Origin of the sequence: Streptococcus australis (genome assembly GCF_019930045.1) — a bacterium.
GTDB lineage: Bacteria > Bacillota > Bacilli > Lactobacillales > Streptococcaceae > Streptococcus > Streptococcus australis_D.
Map to the genome: position 1 here is coordinate 17109 of NZ_JAHZQQ010000017.1, position 19641 is coordinate 36749.

The 19641-nt window shown below is 41.3% G+C and carries 23 protein-coding genes and 1 tRNA gene; all 24 read right to left on the bottom strand.

Going from position 1 to position 19641, the window contains the following annotated elements; genetic code table 11:
* Positions 1–11 precede the first annotated feature (11 nt).
* Positions 12–3320 (bottom strand): phage tail spike protein, encoded by a 3309-nt coding sequence (locus K1J10_RS04890; RefSeq protein WP_223356058.1) that lies wholly within the window; start codon positions 3318–3320, stop codon positions 12–14.
* Positions 3317–4012, bottom strand: a complete 696-nt coding sequence (locus K1J10_RS04895) for a phage tail protein (protein ID WP_223356059.1) — start codon at positions 4010–4012, stop codon at positions 3317–3319. The genes K1J10_RS04890 and K1J10_RS04895 overlap by 4 nt, the downstream gene beginning before the upstream one ends.
* Positions 4012–8301, bottom strand: a complete 4290-nt coding sequence (locus K1J10_RS04900; RefSeq protein ID WP_223356060.1) for a phage tail tape measure protein — start codon at positions 8299–8301, stop codon at positions 4012–4014. The genes K1J10_RS04895 and K1J10_RS04900 overlap by 1 nt, the downstream gene beginning before the upstream one ends.
* Before the next feature lie 229 nt (positions 8302–8530).
* Complete coding sequence (gene gpG, locus K1J10_RS04905; RefSeq protein ID WP_048688983.1) at positions 8531–8824, bottom strand: phage tail assembly chaperone G; 294 nt, start codon at positions 8822–8824, stop codon at positions 8531–8533.
* A gap of 90 nt (positions 8825–8914) precedes the next feature.
* Positions 8915–9520 (bottom strand): major tail protein, encoded by a 606-nt coding sequence (locus tag K1J10_RS04910; protein ID WP_223356061.1) that lies wholly within the window; start codon positions 9518–9520, stop codon positions 8915–8917.
* 14 nt (positions 9521–9534) lie between these two features.
* Positions 9535–9915 (bottom strand): hypothetical protein, encoded by a 381-nt coding sequence (locus K1J10_RS04915; protein WP_097289842.1) that lies wholly within the window; start codon positions 9913–9915, stop codon positions 9535–9537.
* Positions 9912–10316 (bottom strand): hypothetical protein, encoded by a 405-nt coding sequence (locus K1J10_RS04920; protein ID WP_223356062.1) that lies wholly within the window; start codon positions 10314–10316, stop codon positions 9912–9914. The genes K1J10_RS04915 and K1J10_RS04920 overlap by 4 nt, the downstream gene beginning before the upstream one ends.
* Positions 10309–10686 carry a phage head-tail adapter protein gene (locus K1J10_RS04925; RefSeq protein ID WP_223356063.1) on the bottom strand — a complete coding sequence of 126 codons (378 nt, stop codon included), beginning with the start codon at positions 10684–10686 and terminating at the stop codon, positions 10309–10311. Before K1J10_RS04925 ends, K1J10_RS04920 begins: the two co-directional genes overlap by 8 nt.
* Entirely contained in the window at positions 10679–10864 is a 186-nt protein-coding gene (locus K1J10_RS04930) for a hypothetical protein (protein ID WP_223356064.1), read from the bottom strand. The genes K1J10_RS04925 and K1J10_RS04930 overlap by 8 nt, the downstream gene beginning before the upstream one ends.
* On the bottom strand, positions 10858–11148 hold the full coding sequence (locus tag K1J10_RS04935; RefSeq protein WP_129299849.1) for a phage gp6-like head-tail connector protein: 291 nt from the start codon (positions 11146–11148) through the stop codon (positions 10858–10860). The genes K1J10_RS04930 and K1J10_RS04935 overlap by 7 nt, the downstream gene beginning before the upstream one ends.
* Before the next feature lie 13 nt (positions 11149–11161).
* Positions 11162–12277, bottom strand: coding sequence for a phage major capsid protein (locus K1J10_RS04940; protein WP_223356065.1), 1116 nt, complete (start codon positions 12275–12277; stop codon positions 11162–11164).
* Between the two features lie 15 nt (positions 12278–12292).
* Positions 12293–13063, bottom strand: a complete 771-nt coding sequence (locus tag K1J10_RS04945; RefSeq protein WP_223356066.1) for a head maturation protease, ClpP-related — start codon at positions 13061–13063, stop codon at positions 12293–12295.
* Positions 13044–14195, bottom strand: a complete 1152-nt coding sequence (locus K1J10_RS04950) for a phage portal protein (protein WP_223356067.1) — start codon at positions 14193–14195, stop codon at positions 13044–13046. The genes K1J10_RS04945 and K1J10_RS04950 overlap by 20 nt, the downstream gene beginning before the upstream one ends.
* Positions 14196–14250: 55 nt before the next feature.
* Complete coding sequence (locus K1J10_RS04955) at positions 14251–14466, bottom strand: hypothetical protein (RefSeq protein WP_223356068.1); 216 nt, start codon at positions 14464–14466, stop codon at positions 14251–14253.
* Positions 14467–14479: 13 nt separating this feature from the next.
* Positions 14480–16120 (bottom strand): terminase TerL endonuclease subunit, encoded by a 1641-nt coding sequence (locus K1J10_RS04960; protein ID WP_223356069.1) that lies wholly within the window; start codon positions 16118–16120, stop codon positions 14480–14482.
* Positions 16117–16461: a hypothetical protein gene (locus tag K1J10_RS04965; protein ID WP_048688941.1), complete on the bottom strand. Its 345-nt coding sequence runs from the start codon at positions 16459–16461 to the stop codon at positions 16117–16119. The genes K1J10_RS04960 and K1J10_RS04965 overlap by 4 nt, the downstream gene beginning before the upstream one ends.
* A gap of 128 nt (positions 16462–16589) precedes the next feature.
* Positions 16590–16907 carry an HNH endonuclease gene (locus K1J10_RS04970; protein WP_223356070.1) on the bottom strand — a complete coding sequence of 106 codons (318 nt, stop codon included), beginning with the start codon at positions 16905–16907 and terminating at the stop codon, positions 16590–16592.
* Positions 16908–17121: 214 nt separating this feature from the next.
* Positions 17122–17664: a site-specific integrase gene (locus K1J10_RS04975; RefSeq protein WP_125329577.1), complete on the bottom strand. Its 543-nt coding sequence runs from the start codon at positions 17662–17664 to the stop codon at positions 17122–17124.
* 58 nt (positions 17665–17722) lie between these two features.
* A tRNA-Ile gene (locus K1J10_RS04980) sits at positions 17723–17795 on the bottom strand.
* A 94-nt stretch (positions 17796–17889) separates the two neighbouring features.
* On the bottom strand, positions 17890–18339 hold the full coding sequence (locus K1J10_RS04985; RefSeq protein WP_223356071.1) for a hypothetical protein: 450 nt from the start codon (positions 18337–18339) through the stop codon (positions 17890–17892).
* Positions 18336–18497 carry a hypothetical protein gene (locus tag K1J10_RS04990; RefSeq protein WP_223356072.1) on the bottom strand — a complete coding sequence of 54 codons (162 nt, stop codon included), beginning with the start codon at positions 18495–18497 and terminating at the stop codon, positions 18336–18338. Before K1J10_RS04990 ends, K1J10_RS04985 begins: the two co-directional genes overlap by 4 nt.
* Positions 18494–18823, bottom strand: coding sequence for a hypothetical protein (locus K1J10_RS04995; RefSeq protein WP_223356073.1), 330 nt, complete (start codon positions 18821–18823; stop codon positions 18494–18496). The genes K1J10_RS04990 and K1J10_RS04995 overlap by 4 nt, the downstream gene beginning before the upstream one ends.
* Before the next feature lie 56 nt (positions 18824–18879).
* Positions 18880–19233 carry a YopX family protein gene (locus K1J10_RS05000; protein ID WP_223356074.1) on the bottom strand — a complete coding sequence of 118 codons (354 nt, stop codon included), beginning with the start codon at positions 19231–19233 and terminating at the stop codon, positions 18880–18882.
* Positions 19217–19641, bottom strand: a 425-nt coding sequence (locus K1J10_RS05005; RefSeq protein WP_317629280.1) for a hypothetical protein, incomplete at its 5' end; no start/stop codon positions are given. The genes K1J10_RS05000 and K1J10_RS05005, both read right to left, overlap by 17 nt.

Consider the following 19641-nt stretch of genomic DNA (forward strand, 5'->3'; position numbering starts at 1 on the left):
GACTTTCCTTTCTATTTAAAGCCATATTTATTGATGAGATTTGATCTTATATGCCTTTGTACAGACGCATTTTTCAGATCCCAACCGTATCGAGCGATAACACCGAAACAAGTCAAGATATCCCATAAATAGCCTCCTACATTTTGTGAACCTTTCCCAATAAATAGATCATCGATATATGCTTTATTGAAGTGTTTATCACCTCGCCCCAAATTATGTTTAACACCTTTTTCATTCATCGGGATAAGATAACTATTCCCATCTTTGGTGTTGTTGTGAATAATCCAAGGGCTTCTATACTTTCCGTTTGCATAAAATATAATGCGATCTCCGACAAGTTCGTACAAAGATTCTCTTATATTACCATTCGAGCCTGACCACAGACGCATTCCAGCAAATGTATCGTTTTCTGTATTTTCAGTTTTATCTTGATTTGTACCGATGACAATTCTGGCAGCCTTATTGTCTCTTAGATATTCACCGATAAGACCAACTTGGTTAAATTTGATGAATTGTGAAGCACTTGTGTCATCAATCCTTCGAATTGTACCAGTGTTTGAAAATAGATTTAGTGTACCATTGTCTAAATCAAAGACAGTTGAACCGTTATTGGCACTTAATCGCCCACCTTGAATTCTTTTAGCAGCAACCTTGATAGAATTCAGCTCGGTAATGAAAGCCTTTTGTGAAATCAACTCCCTAACAAATGCTTGATTTGATACCAGCTTACCAATCATAGCCGAGTCTACTAATAACTTATCAGCTGTTACTGCATTACTAGCAATAATCTGAGTAGTGACCGAACCAGCCTTCATGTGTCCAGTTTCCACGCTCTTGCTTGCAATATGTCGACCTAAAATAGATCCATCAACGACCATGTCGCCTTTTACTTTAATGAGTTTTGCAATCAAAGCAATGGCTTCTGGTTTCTGTACCAGCAAGGAACTGATTGTTCTTCCATTGATGCTCTTACCTGTACCAAATGAGATTTGACCATCTGTGATGCTGATGTCTGTTTTTCTGAGCATATCGCCCAATTGATTGGTTATAGTCGCAAACTGACCATCTACAGTCTGCTTATATTCTGCAATCTTAGATGCTATAACTTGATTATTATTCTGTTTTAAATCTTCAAATTTTAGATTTAAGCTGGCTACATCTTCGTTATAACTAGATTTCCTTACATAGTTTTCCTCAATTCTAGATCGTTCGGCAGAAATCTGTTTTGCAGTTTCTTCTCTCGTGTACTTATTTAAAGCATCTTTTCTAATTTCATCGGAATCTACATAGGATTCAATAGAAGCGATTCTTGTTATCAAACTATTGGCTGTTCGTTCAAAGGATGATTTTGCTTCTGTGATCAAGCTTTCCTGATCCTTGATTGATGGAGACCATTCGCTTTTTATCGTGCCTTTTTCAACTTTAACTTCCCAAACGGATTTTAGTCTATTTGGATCCTTTCGATAGGTATTCACACGCAAGTGATAAGTCCCTGTCTGTTTATTCCAAGTGATCCTGGTTCCTGTGGTACCTGTCTTGAAGTCCGATACAATTTGATAATTTCTGACATCCTTGTCCATAATCCAAAGAACTACGTTATCGGATTCCTTGATACCGTCATGATGAGCCGTAAAGTTCCCATCCGTTTTAGCACTAACGATGTACTCTTGTCCTTGCTCCATATAAATGGACGTGCTGTCCTTATACAAGATGTTATTATCAAAGTTAGCTGGCTTCTTGTCTGGTTTAAATGGTCCTTTCGAACCATTTAGCAAATTAACGCCACCGATTTTTAATGCAGTAAACTCTTCTTTTACTCCCGCCACTGTCTGCTCAACATAAGAGCGATCAGCTTTGCCATTAGTAACGTTGGTAAGGTCAGAGATAGCTTTCTCAGTTGTCTGTTCAAACCTTGATTGTGCGCCTTGGATGCCAGAGAACTGGCTTTGTGTCTGATCCTTAAAGTCATTGATCAACTTCTTGATGTCCACATTACTAGTCTGTAACTGATCAGTAGTAGACTTTAACCCTTCCATTTTGACAGTGATGTCGCCATATTTAGCATTGAATTCTTGTGTAATTTCATTCTTTGCTTTTTGGCTTGCTGCATTGATCTTTTCAGCGACTTGTGCTGAAATTTGTTCTTTGACTACTTCGGCTTGTGCTTTGGCTTGTTCGATACCATCAGTGATTTCTCGTTCGAGTGCAGTCGCTTTCTTTAAGTATTCGGCATTAGCATTATCAACTAACTTCTGGACCTTAGCCTCATACTCTTTATCACGGCCACTCAATTTCTCATCCAGTCGCTCATTGACTTTATCTTCTACCAAATTTCCAAGTGCACTGCCAAAGGACTGACTAATTTTTCCAAATCCGATGCTGACAAGTTTCTTCCTCATAGGAGCGAAACGGTATTTAGTAATCTTCTTTCGTAGATCCGCATTGTATCGCTCGTGAAAGACGCTGACAGTATCAAAGAGATTTACAGGTTGGTCAGATTGTCCAATGACATCAATTTCAAGACTCTCTTCGACCATATCGCAGAGAGTTTCACGGAAGTAGCGTTTCCCGTACTCTTCCAGCGTTTTCTGGTCGACTACATCCTGGTCTTGCACTTCCATGTCTGCCTCGTAAATATTCTTATATTTACCAATCAGAGGACTGTCAATTGTAGCGGTGAAGACTTGGTCCTTCTTGTTTTCATCGTGACTTTCGATGACACGTCTGAAATGAATCCTTGTCTTCAATTCCTTGGTAGACGCAGACTCTTGGTAGGACTTCATGTTTTTCTTATAGGCAAAGAGAGATTCGTTCTCTACTCCTGCCCTCTCAAGCAGTCGGATACTGTACTTATCACGCACAAGATCTCCACCCCATTGTCCGACAATAGAGTGCTTATCCTTCACCAGAGCTTCCATCACCGATACATTTTTGAGGTTGATGGTGTGCTTTGAGTTGATGTCCGAGAAAAATGTGAAAGGACTCGGTCTCTTTAATGCTGACACCAGTGCATTCATTACAGTAAAGCCATTCGCTCTATCGACGCTGATAGTATTGATTGAGTAGCTATTCAGCAGAGTGGCAACCTGATTAGCATATACCGTGATATAGCCATGTTGCTTTTCAACTTCGAAGATTGAGAAATACTGCTCGCCGTGCAAATCGTCCGCAACCAGTAAGACTTCATTTTTTAACTCTGTCCACTTGCTATCTGTTGTTGGAAATTTAAAGGTGAGCTGATAGGTGCTATTCGCTTCTTGAATGATCTCATCATCAAATGCAGCATTCAGAGGAAAGTTGTTTTCTAATAGATAGATCATACCTTATACCTCCAGTTTCCTTGGATTCTCACCTTCGTAATATTTCCGCCAAACACAACCCCAGAAAGCCCGGTAGGAATTTCGAAGAATCCACCTCGTGTCCGAAGGGTATTCTTCAAATTTCCGTTCTTGTCATAGATATTCTGACGTTTATGTCGACAATCAATAGTAGCCTTAGTATCAAGTTTGAGTTGCATGATTTGCTTGCCGATTGTGAGTGTCACATCACCATTTCCCTCAACAGTGATAACTGGTTCGGAATAGACCGTACCAGGATTCGTAACTGTCCCATTACTTGTCAATACGACTTCCGTATTGTTTTTCTGATAACGGAAAGGATGCATCTTGAGCTTGATTTCTAGTGACCAAGCATGGATGCCGTTTTGTCTAAAACTTGAGCCAGCATAGTCAGCATAAAAAATAGAGCCTGGCCGATGCCCGAACTCTACTACATTATTCTGCTGATTAAACCGCTCAAGGATTTTCTGGACCTCTTCTTCTTTCACCACATACAGGCTGACAGTTTTGTCGTAGCCTTCATATGCACCATCATAGATAGGATAATCGCCATTAGCTCCATAAATCGTATTATTGTCAAAACGTGGTTGAGCCATTTGCTCCTCACCGTAATCGGTGACATAGCAGTTTGGGATTGATCCAGTGTCAAACCCATTAATAATCATGTTAAACATTAGATTCCCTCCCTTGCCATGATTTTCGAATAGCGTTGGTAGCTATTTTGTGCCAAAACATTGCCATCTAGATAGGTTTCTGACGGTTTTTCAAGGATAGCAGTCAATAACTTTTCTAAACTTGACCTTAGAAACGCAATCTCAGCAACGATATTTTGACCATCGTAGTCATTGCCAGCTTTATTATCCACTAGCACGATTTCACGGTTGGCCCTTTCGATCTCTCTCAAGAATTTAGCATCCTCTGGAATACCGATACCGGACGCATACTTAGGAATGCCAAGTTTTTGCATCAAACGTTTGGTCTTATCTGCTCGCAAGACCTTGGATCCACGAGGTAGTGGCATGATGACATCTCGACCTTCCGGGATGAAGCTCCGTCCGTCTGGTAGTGTAACCATTTCACGGTAGACCGCATTGCGCTGGTCGTTGACCATAGCAAGTCCGCCCGGGTGATAATCTGTACCATCTTTGTGTCCAAATAATCTTCCAACACTATTCACGACACGATTGACCACTTCTGTAGCTGTGATGGTTGTATGCCAGCTAGTCGGTACTGATTGAATAGCACTACTTGCTGAGTTAGCAGCATTCATAGCACTTGTGGCATCACCAGTCATGTACTTCATAGGGCTGTAAAGAGCGTTCCATTCATTCTGCTTGTTAATGGCAGATTGCCCTGCATTTACCGCACTACCAGCATCACCGGTTTGTAGTTTGGTAGGAGATGGAGTTGCATTCCATTCAGTCTGTTTGTTGATAGCTGCTTGTCCTTGTTGGACTGCATTGTCTGCATTTGCTGTAATTGATTTTTCTAACACCTGATAAGCATTTACAGCACCGTAAGCTTCAAGGGCTTGATTCTTCCCAGCTTCAGCACCAGTCGCATCCGCATTGATGTTTGTGTTCGTCTCCTTCGGAATGTTCAGGATATCGTTCATTACCTGGGAGATAACTTTGCTGGAGTTGTCCGTAGCATCAATTGGGATGTTTGGGTTCATACCAACCAATGTATTCAATGCTTGCTGGATTTTAGTAACCTCACCAGTTGCTAAATCTTTAGCAATAATCTCTTTCTGCTCAGGACTCAACTGATTCCATTTCTGCAAGGTAGAGATAGCTAGATTTCCAGAATTGAGGAAAGCCTCATTCTTCATCAGCAGTTCTTTGACTTCTGCTGGGAGGGCGTTCCACTGTTCAAGTGCTTCCTTATTGTCAAGGATGGCTTGCATACCTTTGTGGCCGTCTAAAACGAGTTCTTTCTGTTCCAGAGTCAGCTCGTTCCATTTACCGGTTTCGACTAAGGTCTCACCGATCAGCATCTTAGCATTCGTTTCAAGGTTGGCATTCTTCAGGATAAATTCAATTGAATTCCAGCCATTCTCAGCTTCCAATACCTTGGAAATTTCTTCTTTGGCATTCGTCTTAACTTCACCCTTTTTATCATCAAATACGAGTGAGTTCCAGACCATGTTAGCCTCAGCAGTTTCCTTACTCATGTTAGCCATGGACTTCGCAACGATCCCAGATGATGTCGTGACAGTATCAGCAGCAGAACGCATATACTCTTCGAATTGCTTCACATCAAGGCCTAATGCGCCCATACGAGATTTAGCGCCTCCCAAAGCTTCTTTAGTCCAACGTCCGTTGTAATTATCGAGGAAGTTCTTTTCTAACTCAAAATATTTTTGTTGGTAAGCTTCTTTTCTAGCGAGATGCTCTGCTTCCAGCTCTTCTAACTTCTGATTGCGTTCTCGAATTGCTTTTTCGGAACCATCGTTTTTGTATGCATCTTTGATAGCTTGCTTACGCTTCTCGTAGACCTTCTCTTCTTCCAGGATCCAGTCTGTGACTACTTTCAATGCATCTTGACGCTGCGTTTCATTCATGGATTTGACATCACCGTTCATCGCTTGCATAATAGCGTGTTTCTTATCCTTAGAAACATTCAACAAGTCCAATTCCTGGCTGATCATTTCGTGTTGAATATTGGAAACGATTGACTTTTCTTCTAGAGTCAGGTCTCTATGTTGGTCCTTGGCATTTTGGTAGATGCGACCAACTTCTTCAGTCATGTTCCGGACATTTACTTTGGTTTGTTCGAGTTGCTCTTCTTGATTCTTACGAACCTCTTCACTCATACCAACTTCTTTAGCGAGAGCTTGCAACTTCTCTTTCTTCTCATCAATCAGCTTGTCAATCTCACTGTTGAGTTTTTCAAAAGAAGCCTTGACATTATCGATATTTCCAGCAGTTGCCCCAAAGTCAACAATCGCCTTATTTGCTTCATCAACCTTGGATTTGAAACGGCTCAGTTGTTCATCTTGGACCTTGCTTACAGAAGTTCCCCAGCGCTGTGTCCTATTCTCAGCTTCTGCCATCTGCTCAGCTATATAAGACAAGCCAACTAATGCAGCTCCACCAAGCAGGACTCCCCAAGTAACGGGGTTTCCAAGTGATGCTACAGCAGTAGATAGCAAGCTTGTACTTGTGCTAGCTTCAGCAGTTGCAGTACCTACTCCGCTAATACTTGCAGATAAGGCTTTAAATCCACCAGCTATAGAGCCAGCATCTTTAAATGTCTTGATAGCACCAGACACTTTACCAATGCCACTAACAAGACTTCCAAAACCTTTAGTCAATCCACCAATGATTCCAAGGCCACCACCGAGCAATTTAAGAGCAGGCCCAGCGGCTGCTCCCATCAAGCCCCATTTGATGATATTCTGTTGTTGTTCAGATGACATCTTGCTAAACTTCTCAGCCATCTCAGACAGAGTTTTCAGCCAAGGTTTAGCAGCATCCAGTCCACTATTTAAAGCCTTCAGCAATGGACCTCCGAACTCAATAGCGATGTCCGTAATCTTGTTCTTAAAGATTTTCAACTGAGATTCAGTGGTTTCATACCGCTTGCGAGCTTCTTCAGTCAGCGCACTGTTTTTCTTCCATGCACTGTTTGAGCGATTCACAGCATCTGTCATAGTGTCAGATGCTGATGCAAGAGATTTCAGCATATTTCCTTGTCTGATACCTGTCATTCCAAGTTCGTCAAGGATGCCGTCCATGTTCTTGCCTTCGTCAGTGGCTTTTTGCAACCCTTTGATAAAGGATTGCAAGGCTTGCGCTGGCTTTTCTTTCCAAGCCTTAGTAAACTGCTCAGAGGTCATCCCGGCAGTTTGAGCGATTAGTTGTAACTTTTCAGTGGCACCCTTACCAACACCAGAAACAGCCTTACCAATACTAGTAAGGGTCTGTGTCATGGCTGTACCACCAGCCTCGGCTTCAATACCGACACTACTCATCGCAGTCGCTAGACCGAGGATTTCAGGAGTGGTCAAGCCAGCAAGTTTACCTCCAGCCGCCAAACGGTTTGTCATTTCGACAATGTCACGCTCGGTAGTCGCAAAGTGGTTCCCCAAATCAACGACTGCAGACCCAAAATGACTGGACCATTCACCCAGGTCATTCTTGGAGACCTTCATGATGTTCCCGATTTTAGCAATCGAGGATGCAGCTTCTTCCGCACTCAAGTTTGTTGAGACGCCGAGATTTACCATTGTTTTAGAAAACTCTTTGATTGCCCCAACTGGTACACCTAATTGCCCGGCTGCTTCTGCGACATGTGCGATTTCAACCGCACTAGATGGCATTTCCTTAGCCATATTCCGGATGCTCGCAGAGAGTTTATCAAACTGTTGAGGTGTCCCATCAACCGTCTTTTTAACTCCAGCAAAGGCACTTTCATAGTCGATAGCAGCCTTGACTGCAAATCCAGCACTAGCGACAAGAGGGGCAGTGAGGCCTTTTGTTAACGTCCCTCCAAGGTCAGAAACCTTCCGACCAAAACTTTGAATGTGATCTCCGCCTTTTTTGATACTCTGCCCCAGAGCCTCCATTCGGCCGGAGAAACTATTTTCACGAGCAACAGCTTTAAGAGCTTGCTCAACTTTGTACAATTGACCTTCCATTGCAGATAACTTTGCATTCTCACGCTCGATATCTGCAGCAGCTTTGTCATACTTAGCAGATCCAGGATCAAGCTTATCAAATCCTTTCTTCATCTGATCGAGGACCTTTTTCTGTGCCTCAATCGCCTGACCAAGTGATTTGTACTTTGATTTCAGTAAATCTGCATTATTTCCATGAGATTTTAAAGTGCTGTCGAGTGCTTTGACATTATTTTGGAAATACTTCACCGCATTCTTCGCACTTGTTAAGCTAGGATTGAACTTTGACACGTCCAGCCCTAGTTCGATGTACATTTGTCCTAGTGGCGTTCCACCTGCCATTTTTCCTCCTTCAAAATAAAAAAAGCCTTTAATAAGGCTTTACTTTATATCCCGTCAAATATGTCTGCAATATCTAGCGGAGTTTCGTCTTCCGGGTCACTACTTGTGTCGACGATACCGATTAAGTCATCCCAGCTAATATCCATAACCTCATTGATACTCATATTGTACGGACCATTAGAGACATTTTTGACAAATTTATAAAAATGCTTTAAAGCATCTTTGGGATCTATTGTTTCCCCTTTGGGTCAACATCACCTACCAAATGTGCGTAGATGTCCATAAATACTTCAATAATTTTCGCAAAGTCTGTATGTTCCAACAATTGTTCAACTGTGACATTTTCGAAAAGAGAAGCGATAAAGTTCAACTGTTGGTCCAACTTTTCAACTTCTGATTTCTCAGACGTTAGCGAGTCATTGAGCACAAGATAGTCACGATAGTCACGAGTAGTGATTTCTTTACTGGAGTATAGGACATCTTCGCCTTTCTCGTTCTTCATAGTGAATGTAATTTTAGCCATTTTGTTTTCCCTTCTAAATTAAAAAGCACCTTGCGGTGCTTTCTCTTATTAAGATAATAAAACAAAGGGGCTAGATGCCCCTGTTTTATTTTAGCCTGCTACTGCCATACCTAGTTTCGCTTTCATTTTTTTGATTTTTGTTTCATCGCTACCAAAGTACATTGTTCCATATTTATTCTTAGTGTTCTCATTGGTACTTGCGCCTGCGGCGAATGATACGTTTGTAGTAGCAAGTTCCTCAGCTTTTTCTTTGAGCGTATTGAGGTCAATAGCATCCATTGCTAGATTTCCTTTGTAAAAGCCATAGTAAGCTCCACTGCCATCTGCAGTATTTGATTCTAGCAAGATTGCAACGTCTTTTGAAACTGTGTCAGCTCCGAAATCAAGAATACCATCGTCGTCTTCGTAACCTAGAGCTTTAACGTAGAGCGCCACTGGAATATCCAAGAGCCCGAGATCTACCTTAACATCTCCAACCCCACGATTGTTTACGTGGTAAGCAATGTTGCTTCCGAATGATTTGATAGCATCAGCAGCAAGACCAGAAATCTTAGCTGTTTGAGTGGCACCTTCCCCTTTTTTACCTTGGATGATAAAGAGGTTTTCTCCATCAGTTGGAGTCTGGTTCCCATCCAAAATGCGAACTGTCAAGCTTTTAAAACCGACTGTCGCTGTACCTTGTTTTTGTTGTGTCATATTAAATTTCCTTTCTAATAATCGTCATACAGTCTGCTCTTTCCTTTATAGGTCCTAGCATCTGCATAGCGTTTGATTTCAGGGATCCATTCATCTAGACCCCCAGCAATTTGATAGAATCCTTGCGATTCCATCACCTTTTCGACTAGCCCTTGCAATTTTTTGCATTCAATTCGGTTAATCGATTCAACGTTGATTTGATAAAGAAATGTTTTTGAAAAGCTTGTATTACTTCCCTGGTCACTTTGGATAGGTGGCCCTAGTGGGATAATAACAATACTCGTCTGATTTGTTGGTAAGGTTTCGGGACGCTCAAATGATTTGATAGTGATTTTAGAAAGTTCTTCATCGCTCATCAGAGCATCATATATTTCTGACATCTTGTCTTTAATCATCCAAGCCCTTCTCCTTTCAATTTAGTTGCTAACCTATATTTAAATTTTTCTTTGTTGGCTTCCGAAAATCTTCGGATAACACCGAATCCTCTTGGATGGGCCTTTTTGGCATATCCAAATTCGTTCAAATGCTCCAACCGCCAACGTGATCCAGCGCCAAAACCAAGCTTAACCATTGGCACTCCTTCAAAAGCACCCGTTACATTTCCGACTGTTGCGCTTTCGATTGTTTCTCCGGTATCTTTGAAAACTTGCAGGGTGACTTTAAAGTCTTCGAGTGTTTCAGTTGCTGCACCTTTCAAGGCTCTATTTGCAGATCTTCTCACTTTCGCATCGCCAAGCTTTGCCTCTAAATTCCGGATGACTTCATCGAAGCCTCTTAATGTAGCACCACTAGCCATTTGGACCACCAATAACAACAATTAAATAATCACGGTTGTCATAATCGGGGCGAACGTCGATGATCTGCCATTTTTTATTTTCTAATCGGTGATCATTCACTTGTACGAAATGCTTATTATCAGGTTGATAGCTTGTTAAAGGATCTCTTATTTTTAAGGTCATCTTTGCAGTCATCGATTTTCCTGTCGAAATTTCGATATCCTTTAAACTAGGTGAGTAGACTTTTGCAAATGTATAAAATACTTTTTCAAAAGTCACATCCCTGCCATCTAATCCTTCAAGTACTTTTGAGTTATAAAACTCTACTGGAGTTCTTAATTCGCTTGTATTGGTTTCTGGTTTCTTGTATTTAAACTCAGGCTTATTCATCTTCCACAGCTACATCTTCGTTTGGAATTTTCGAAGCTACTAAATCATATTCTTTAACAAAATCAGGTAATTTCTTCATCAATTCATTTTTTCGATCTTCATCAACTTCAAAAATGTCTCCAACGTGTCGAACGACATTTTCTTTTAAGTCAAAGAAATCTTGGATTGTTTCTAGCACTCTTTTCCTCCTATTGGGTGGTTTTGAAGCGATAACTCAAGGAGTTCTCCTTGAAAATTTGCAAAGAAAAACTCGACCTGATCATTGTACAAATATCTTGCACGTTCCAAAACAAGCTCTTCAGTGCGAGAATCTGACAAATCAAATGCTCCTGTTAAGTCAAGAATTGCTTTTTCGGATGAAACTAACATCCTTGAAAGATTCCCGTCTTCTGCATCATGAAAGATTTTCATCCGCTCCTTGAATACTCCCAGAAGCGGATGAAGTTGTTTTGTTTCTTCCATTCGGTGTCACCACCTATTGTTTAATTTTCAATTCCCAAACCGCAGCAGTCTTTTCATCATGTGCCTTACCGTAAGCAAATTGCTTGGCAGTGTAGAGGTTCAAGTCTTCGAGAGCGTAAGTTTCAGTAAAGCGACCAAATTCGATTCCGCCACCTACGAATGCATCGTAGCGACCTTTCACGAATGTAGTCACTTTGCCAGCAGTTTGAGCAACTGATTCAACCAAGATCAAGTTGTATGGCATTGCTGTCACATACGTTCCTTGAGCGTTTTGGGAAGTGTATTGTTTCTTGACATCCCATGCATCCGCTGTGTTTACAACCATCACGACCTTGCCTTCAACTGCCACTGACTTACCATCAGACTTGACAGAGTGATATTTGTGTACAGTTGTTAACTCTTTGACAACTGTTGCGGAGTCGGCGAACGTAAGTTTTGTAGTTTCAGCAGTTTTTTCTGCATAAGTTGTTTTACCACCAGATGCCGTTCCTGTAAGAGTGCGAGAAAGACCAATAGGTTTGTCATCTCCGTCACCGTTCAAGAAAGCAGCTTCCAGAGCAACTGCGAATGCTTCTGTAATCTGAGCAGAAACAAATGATTGTAACCAAGCGGGGCCAAATTTTTCGGAGTCTTTTGGAATGACTACAAATGCTGTCAGCTTGTTTTGGATTGCTTCTTCTTCGTTGAAGGCTTGTTTCAACTGACCTTGAATTGCACCATTGATTTTGCCCCAAAGAGCTTCTCCAGTTTGATTAGATGTGAGGAATTTAAGGCGGATGCCAGCGTTGCGCAACCCAATATGTTGCAAGAGCGGGCGAGAGTTCACCACATCTTCAAAGATACGGTCGATTGTTTCTTGTGGGAAGAGTTTTTCAACTCCAGCAGGGGCAGTCTTATCGATGTCGTTGAAGAACTCACGAGCTTCGGCAGTCAATTTAGCGTCATAAGGATTCATCGCTGAAACTTCCTCATGAGCAGCTTGACGAGCTTGTTCCATCATTTCGTTAGTCATTGATTCAATCATTTCATTGTAGAGCTTCGCTTGTTCTTCTTGAGGTGCACCGTTTGATACAGCGTCCAAAAAGTTCTGACGAATTTCGTTGAATTTGTTAGATAATTTCATTGGCATTAGTATTTTTCCTTTCTAAAATGCAAAAAGACCGAACCCTTTCGGTACAGTCTCGTTTGTGTTATTTTCTGGACTTTCTGGAATATTGAATTTTTTCTGTACAAATTCGCTATCTTCAAAAGTCTCTCTTGCGATTTGTCGAGCTTCTAATTTATTAGCTACCAGATCAGCGATTTTATCAACATCAGGAGTCATTGCTGATTTCATTTTGTCGATAAAGTCATGTGGGATCATTGGAGTTTCGCTTGCAGCAAATGTTGGAGCAATCTCCCCGCTAAACATGACACGGTCAGCAAATCCTTCCTTGACTGCTGTTTTAGCGTCGAACCAGGTTGTCTCATTCATCAGATCCAATAAATCATCTAATGCCTTACCAGTCTTGTCGACATAAGCATTTGCGATAGATTTATTAAAACCTTCAAGCACTCCAGCTTCATGCAGTAGAGTGTTGTGGTCTCCGTCAACTCGTGACGACACGTTATGGATCATGATTTGTGCAGTAGGGCTAATTTCTACCACGTCACCAGCCATAGCAATGACGCTTGCTGCACTTGCAGCAACGCCCACGATCTTAACAACTACTTTCCCTGAGTAGGACCGCAAAGCGGTATAGATTTCACTACCAGCATACACATCACCACCGCCCGAGTTGATATGGACTTCAATATCCTCACCAGTTTCCGGAAGTACGACGTTTTTAGGAGCGGTACAGTCCCAACCGAACCAATCATACATCCAAACATCATCGTTCGATACAATGGTTCCCTTAATCGGAATCACTTTCATCTTCTTTTTCACCTCCCTTCTCTACATCCTCACCAAGTTGATAGTTCTTAGTGATCAGAGGCTTGTCGCCCCACGGTACAGCTTCAAGACCAAGTTCCTCACGGACCTCATTGATAAGCATGGATCCAGAAGAAATCAGCTTGTCAATACTCTGAGCAAGTGAGAATTTATCCCTCTGGCCCTCACCGACAATTACTAGACGTTTATTTCCCTTGTACTCGCTTCTGCTTAGCAAAGCGAAGTTCAGGCCATCGCTCATCTTCTTCACGAGCGATTGATAGCAATAGCTATTAAACATCTTCTGGCTATTCTCAAGGTTTGCCATATCACCATGCATCAGCGCAGTAGGGATTCCCAAGATATCGGCCACTTCATCATCAAACTGCCGACGAAGCTTTTTGAGCTCATCCACGGACAGATTAGAAGTCCCTGTGGTATTGGTCAGCTCAGAATATTCCATCCCTTCTTGAGCTGGAACAATCGCAACCGTTTTGGTTGTAAACGACTTAAAGAGGCCGTCTGCATATTTCTGCATCTTCTCACGCTTCTTATCGTCAAAGCTCGCATTTGTCCTTGTGCTAAGGACCCCACGGATTTGATTGTTCCGTGCCAGCGCTTCGACCAGTCGAGTGTGTAGTTTCTCGTAGTCATTAAACAACTGAGTGAAATACTCTTGTAGCCGATTGTTGTTGTACTGCAAGAAAATGACTTCGTTCATCTTGAAAGGCTTCTGGAAAGTATAATTCTGACAAGTCACAGATGTGAATGTATCATCATACACGGCATACTTTTGACGAATGTACGAGTCAGCAATCAACAGTTGATCATCACTTGACAGAAAGATTAGGACTTCATTCTTTGTCAATAAGCGATAAATAGCCTTTTGCCAGAATTCAGAAGCTGACTCATTCTTGTTGGGTCTTACATTTAGCAGGTAATCCCAATCAGTAGCCTTCTTCTTCCCGTTCTCAATGAACTTGAACTCAGACCTTGCAAAGATACGGGCCACAAATTCAGCAGCCTTATCAATCGACAAGCTCTTTAGTTGCAGATTTCCAAAAATCCGCTCCAGCTCATCAAATTCAAAGCTTGGTTCCGGAACTTCTCGCTTGAATAAATTTAGCCATCCCAAGGCACCTCCTCCTTTCTTAAATTTTCTGCCAACCACCCACCCGGGAGTTTATCCCTTATCGTTTAAAAAATGACTTCTTCGAGCGCTTCATATCTTGTCTGATAGCCTCGAACTCTTTATTCGTCTGCTCGATGTTCTCACTACAAGCATCTTCATGGCGCTTCAAGGCTTGACTTAGAGTATTCAACTCGCCCTTCAGTACAGCAACTTCTGACTTCAAGATTTCAACTTCATTCTGTAAGCCTTGTTTCTTCTTCATTCGTTTGTTCATTTGGTTTTCCTTTCTAAAAATCCCAATCTTCAATCACATCAAGGAATTCACCAACAGTGCTTTCCTGGATGATTTCTCTCTTGTAGAGAGCAGCAATAAAAGCGTGGAAGCCATCGGTCTTGCGTCTCACCGGTTCCTTCTTCAAGAACCTCTTGTTTCCGTCCTTGTCTTCCTTGACGAAGGTATTATCTGTGTACCACAGCATCGACCTATCATTTCCAAAATTAAATCTCTCGTTTGCAAATCCATCCTCAATAATCGGTGCCACCTTGGATTGGATAGCCCCTGGATTGCGAAGAAATTCAAATTCAAAACCAGCTTCTTCCAGTAACGGTTTCAGCAAATCCATCCGAAAACCATCGGCACAGACTAGCTCAATATTGTATAACTTGCGCCACTCGTTCAGCTTAGCGACCAGCAACCGTGGATCTATACTTGGGCCGTCTACGACAGTAAAAATCCCTTGCTCTTGCCACTCACGGATTGGAGCCTTGATTTTAAACGCATCAAGGAACGTCTTCCGAGCAAAACTGTGCTGCCTCCAAATAAAGTCATCGCCGTCCTTAAATAGCAAGCCAACAGATGCAAAATCTCGGATGCTTGCGTAGTCAAATCCAGCCACACACGACCTTCCAGCAAGCTCGATATCACTATCTCTCAAAGTAGCAAGCAACTTGTCACGAGTCGTCACATCTTTCTCAAGATCGGCTTCTGGGAGGTTCATCCGCTTGGTCATAAACTCTTGTCTGCCTGATGGCTCGAGTTCTAAGTCATCATAGTCAGCTTTCGTTCTAGCAAGCAGACGCTTGGCATAAGAAGTTGTTTCGTCAAGCATAGGATTCGCTTTTGGCCAGTTGCTCATGTCGTCCACTTCTTCCGGATCATCCAACTTACAGATAAACGGGAATAAGCGGAACTCCTCAAGTTCACCGTTCAAGATTTTCATTGACTTCTCAATCAGCTTGTCATAGAACCCTTCACGGACGTGCCCGTTGGTACCATTGTAGAAGGTACGAGCATGGGCAATCTTACCAAGCCCTGACCGCTGGATTTTAACAGCAGAGTCACTTTCGAACTGGTGAATTTCATCGAATTCAAGACAACCATCACGAGCCGAGTCCATTGTCTTCGGATTATTTGTCCGATAAGAAAAGACCGAGTTGTTACCTCGGCCTGTAATAGACATCTTTGTCAGATAATAATGATCTTCTAGTCCTCTTCGCTGGACCGTTTCATAAACTTCCTCAAACGAGACCTTCCCTTGTTTTTCAGAATTAGCTGTGATAGTCACATCGTAATCTCTGACAGGATAGAGAGGACTGATGAAAAATGCGTCCCGACTGGACATGAAACCATTCTTCCCTCCCCCACGGGCAAGAGTCAGCAATATTTCATCAAATTGAGGTTCACCATCCTCTTTCCGAAAAAGAAAAATAAATGGTGTGATGAATTTTTGATACTTGGCCAGTGGGAAGAAATTCTTCTCAGTGAACTGGATATATTTCTCAATCAAAATATTGTCAAAATACAAATCATCCCTTGGATAGATTTTTTCTTTGATGATCTTGAATAAGAGCGAGCGTTCTTTGTTGACTTTGATTTTTCCTGATTCAGCAAGTTCAATATATTCATCAATCAGAGGATGTGAAATCACAATAGATCACTTCCATCCGACGATGGTTTTTTCTCGACTGGTGAATTTTCAATCTCAAAGTCAAAAGATCGCTCGATTGCTAAAAGCTGATTGCTGGTAGTGTTGATTTCCTTGATCAGCGAGTTTGCTTTTTGGAATCGTTGCTGACCATTATGCACAGTGATGACCAGGCCGTCTTGATGAAGCCTCTCTTTTAGCTCGTAAAGCAATCGGACCAGATAAATATATCGATGAACTTTCTCGTACTGGACAGCGTCCTTTTTTCGTGTACTGAAATTCCCGATTTTAGAAAGTAACTGGTTTTCCAAATCTTTTATATTTTTTTCTGTGTATTCTTCCATTAGCCCCCACCCCCTTCATTTTTTTGATAAATATTTGGATAATCGACCCCTCCCACCGGTTCCCTGGCGCTTGATTTTTTCGATTTTTTTCGACCGGGGGGTCTTAAAATTTTTTCGTTCGACAAATTTCACCCCCACCATTCGTCCGTTCGGAAATTTTTGTTTTCCATTCTGGAAGACTTGCGGAATTGGAATCGATTGTGTCTTTTGTTGTGGCATTCCTTGCAAAGAGTCCGAAGATTATCTAAATCTAATGCGTGTTCTGGATAATACTCTAGCTCTTTGATGTGGTCGACTTCAAGAAGAGTTCTTGTCACTCTTCCCTCATCTCGACACCACACACACTCATGATGATCTCTGTTCAATGCTTCGAGCCTCAACTTCCTCCACGAATCTGAGTTATAAAATTCTCTGCGACTTTCTCGAGTCTCAACATCAATTTCCATTTTGCTTTCTTCTCACTAATAAATGTTTGTTTTATTCGGTTGTTTCTGAAATTGTTTATGGTATTTCTGAAAATCCTTTTGTTTTTCTCTCTTGAATTAGACATATCTTATATTCTGTCTGATTCGCACCACTATTTAAAAGCTAGTAAAATAAATGGACCACGGAGATTTGATGAAACAAATTAGCGTTTTCCTCGTTATGTCTAATTATTAACTATAAATCAAAATTAGACATTGCTTTATCTCGTTGATCTTGTCTAATTCCGATATATCTTAAAGTTATTGCAGGAGATGAATGATTGAATAAATCCATGAGCATTGCCACATCTTTGGTCTTTTTGTAGTAGTGATAACCGAATGTCTTTCTCATCGAGTGTGTCCCGATATTTTCAATTCCACATTCGATTGCAGCTGTCTTCAATATCCAGTCAACTGTTCGTCTATCGAGTGGTTTGTTTTTACCTATCCGACTTTGGAATAGATAATGATGCAGTGGTTTGTCTTTGATGTACTCTCTGATTTCTTTCTTCAAAGTCTTCGTCATTTTGAGTTGCTTGCGCTTCCCAGTCTTCTGCTCCTTGACTTTGATATACCATCCTTGCACATCTTTGACTCTCACTTGTAGGATATCTCCCACACGCAGCCCGGAATTTATTCCAAACAAAAAGAGTAGATAGTTCCTTTCATTCCACTCTCTCAGATATTCCTTCATCGCTTGGATGTCATCCTTGTCCCTGATTGGGTCCACAATGTTCATTGACTCACCTCCTTCCAAGGTAAAAATAAAAAGCCAGCTTGTGCTGACTTGGCTGATATTAGGAGTACAGGATTCGAACCTGTGACACGCCGGTCATAACCCGACCGCTCTTCCAATTGAGCTAACTCCCAACCCGTTTCATAAGGATCCATCGGTTCGGTTTTACCCGATAATACAATTTTAGCACCCTTTTTTTGAAATTTTTCCACGATTTCAGTCGAATTTTTAACTTTTTTCCAAATTTATTTTAAATTTGCTGTTGGCCGACAATTCAAAGATCTTCTTTTCAAGTTTGTTAAAGAACGGTTCAATAACTTCTTTGTAGGTCAATGACTTGCTACAATGCAAGTATTTGATTGATGCTCCCTCAACTGTCAGAGTTCCGTCAATATAGATTGCTTTGATTGCAGTCCATTCGTTTTCTGGAGTTAAAATCTTGACTGAAGAAATGGCTTCTTTCATCAATTCGAGTCGATGCAATTCTGGATCTGACTCTTTCTTGATGATGTCTGATAATGCTTTCGGAGTAACTGTCTTGTTACTCTTGATGCCAGTGTTAGGATCAGAAGGCTTCCAAGGCACTTCGATTTCTTCGATTCGGTCCTTGATTTCCTTGTCAAATGGATATTGTTTCAGTGCCAGGATAAGATATCCATAGCGACTTCGTAGGTTCATTCAATCACCTCTCTTTTAAAAATTTCAATCATGCCTGTCAGTGTCGCTCTGTATGCCAAGGCTTCATTCAATGTTTCGAACTCTGTATCATTCGCTCTCGCTGGATGAGTCCCTTCCCACATGCAGTGGCCTTCATACTGTCTTACAACATATGTCATTTGATGTCCTCCTGTTTAACGAAGACACCATTGACCATTTTCCCTTTCCGGTCCTTAATTTCTTCGTAAGCAGCTCGAAGACATTCTTCTACCGTTAAATTGTAAGTCCCCCCAATATTTGCGATGCTATCCGTGATAGCTGCCAAATCTTGTTCAGGCCAAAATCTTGGACGATCTGCAAGTTGGCTGATGTGACGCAATGTAAATTTAAGGCAACTATCAACATCTTTCAAATGCCGTTCGTTGAATAGTCCGACAGATGTTCTATTCAGTGCATCTTTGATTTTAATATTTTCTTGCTGGCAAAAGATAATCATGACAACCATCATATCACCGATGGAGTCTTTGATTTGATCAACATTGTTTTTTAGATGACCTTGGACTAATTCCCCTTACAATTTTCGATACAGTCGAATAGATTATCCCAGACTTCTTTTCCTGTTCGGGTATCAATTAACTTAAACATCCCATTTTCTAGGATAATCATCGCTCTGCCACTGTCTTCGAACTCATCCCAATATGTCCAAAGAATGATATCATTCTCAAAGAGTTCCTCCCCAACGTCATCTGTGAAACCTGTGGATTGCATGAGGTGAAGATCATTATTTACTATCCATTCGTTGTCGCAAGAGTCCTCATCAATTATCCAAATATCACCATTCCCAACCATTACTTCATCTGGTTGATACATACGTGTGTATGAACTGCTATCATACGCTCTAAATTTTGGAATCATCTTGCGCCTCCTTAGCCTTTGGATACAGAATTTTCATGTCAAAACCACTGCTTATAAACTTTTCTGTCAGTTCTTCGTCAACCCCATTTCCTAAGCAGTGATAGACTACATTTACATTAATATCTGCACCTAAATATTTTTCTAACCGTGTGCGATTTTCTACGTAGAAAGCAATATTTCTCTTCTGTTGCTGATAAGGTCTAGCTTTGGCAATGTCCCTAGTGCACCACATCAAGACTTTTTTGATTATGTCTATCTTTGTGCCACAGCCAACGAGAGAAAAGTATGTATTGGTTTTAGGTATAAGAATAACTTCAAGGTTGCGATTTATGGGTAGTGTACAATAAGTTGTGTAAACACAAAAAGGAATAAATCCTGTATAGTAGAGTTGCAACACATTTACTAGAA

Coding starts and splice junctions, on each gene's coding strand:
- K1J10_RS04890 (WP_223356058.1), bottom strand. CDS start 3,320: ATGATCTATCTATTAGAAAACAACTTTCCTCTGAATGCTGCATTTGAT.
- K1J10_RS04895 (WP_223356059.1), bottom strand. CDS start 4,012: ATGTTTAACATGATTATTAATGGGTTTGACACTGGATCAATCCCAAAC.
- K1J10_RS04900 (WP_223356060.1), bottom strand. CDS start 8,301: ATGGCAGGTGGAACGCCACTAGGACAAATGTACATCGAACTAGGGCTG.
- gpG (WP_048688983.1), bottom strand. CDS start 8,824: ATGGCTAAAATTACATTCACTATGAAGAACGAGAAAGGCGAAGATGTC.
- K1J10_RS04910 (WP_223356061.1), bottom strand. CDS start 9,520: ATGACACAACAAAAACAAGGTACAGCGACAGTCGGTTTTAAAAGCTTG.
- K1J10_RS04915 (WP_097289842.1), bottom strand. CDS start 9,915: ATGATTAAAGACAAGATGTCAGAAATATATGATGCTCTGATGAGCGAT.
- K1J10_RS04920 (WP_223356062.1), bottom strand. CDS start 10,316: ATGGCTAGTGGTGCTACATTAAGAGGCTTCGATGAAGTCATCCGGAAT.
- K1J10_RS04925 (WP_223356063.1), bottom strand. CDS start 10,686: ATGAATAAGCCTGAGTTTAAATACAAGAAACCAGAAACCAATACAAGC.
- K1J10_RS04935 (WP_129299849.1), bottom strand. CDS start 11,148: ATGGAAGAAACAAAACAACTTCATCCGCTTCTGGGAGTATTCAAGGAG.
- K1J10_RS04940 (WP_223356065.1), bottom strand. CDS start 12,277: ATGCCAATGAAATTATCTAACAAATTCAACGAAATTCGTCAGAACTTT.
- K1J10_RS04945 (WP_223356066.1), bottom strand. CDS start 13,063: ATGAAAGTGATTCCGATTAAGGGAACCATTGTATCGAACGATGATGTT.
- K1J10_RS04955 (WP_223356068.1), bottom strand. CDS start 14,466: ATGAACAAACGAATGAAGAAGAAACAAGGCTTACAGAATGAAGTTGAA.
- K1J10_RS04965 (WP_048688941.1), bottom strand. CDS start 16,461: ATGGAAGAATACACAGAAAAAAATATAAAAGATTTGGAAAACCAGTTA.
- K1J10_RS04970 (WP_223356070.1), bottom strand. CDS start 16,907: ATGGAAATTGATGTTGAGACTCGAGAAAGTCGCAGAGAATTTTATAAC.
- K1J10_RS04975 (WP_125329577.1), bottom strand. CDS start 17,664: ATGAACATTGTGGACCCAATCAGGGACAAGGATGACATCCAAGCGATG.
- K1J10_RS04985 (WP_223356071.1), bottom strand. CDS start 18,339: ATGAACCTACGAAGTCGCTATGGATATCTTATCCTGGCACTGAAACAA.
- K1J10_RS04990 (WP_223356072.1), bottom strand. CDS start 18,497: ATGACATATGTTGTAAGACAGTATGAAGGCCACTGCATGTGGGAAGGG.
- K1J10_RS04995 (WP_223356073.1), bottom strand. CDS start 18,823: ATGGTTGTCATGATTATCTTTTGCCAGCAAGAAAATATTAAAATCAAA.
- K1J10_RS05000 (WP_223356074.1), bottom strand. CDS start 19,233: ATGATTCCAAAATTTAGAGCGTATGATAGCAGTTCATACACACGTATG.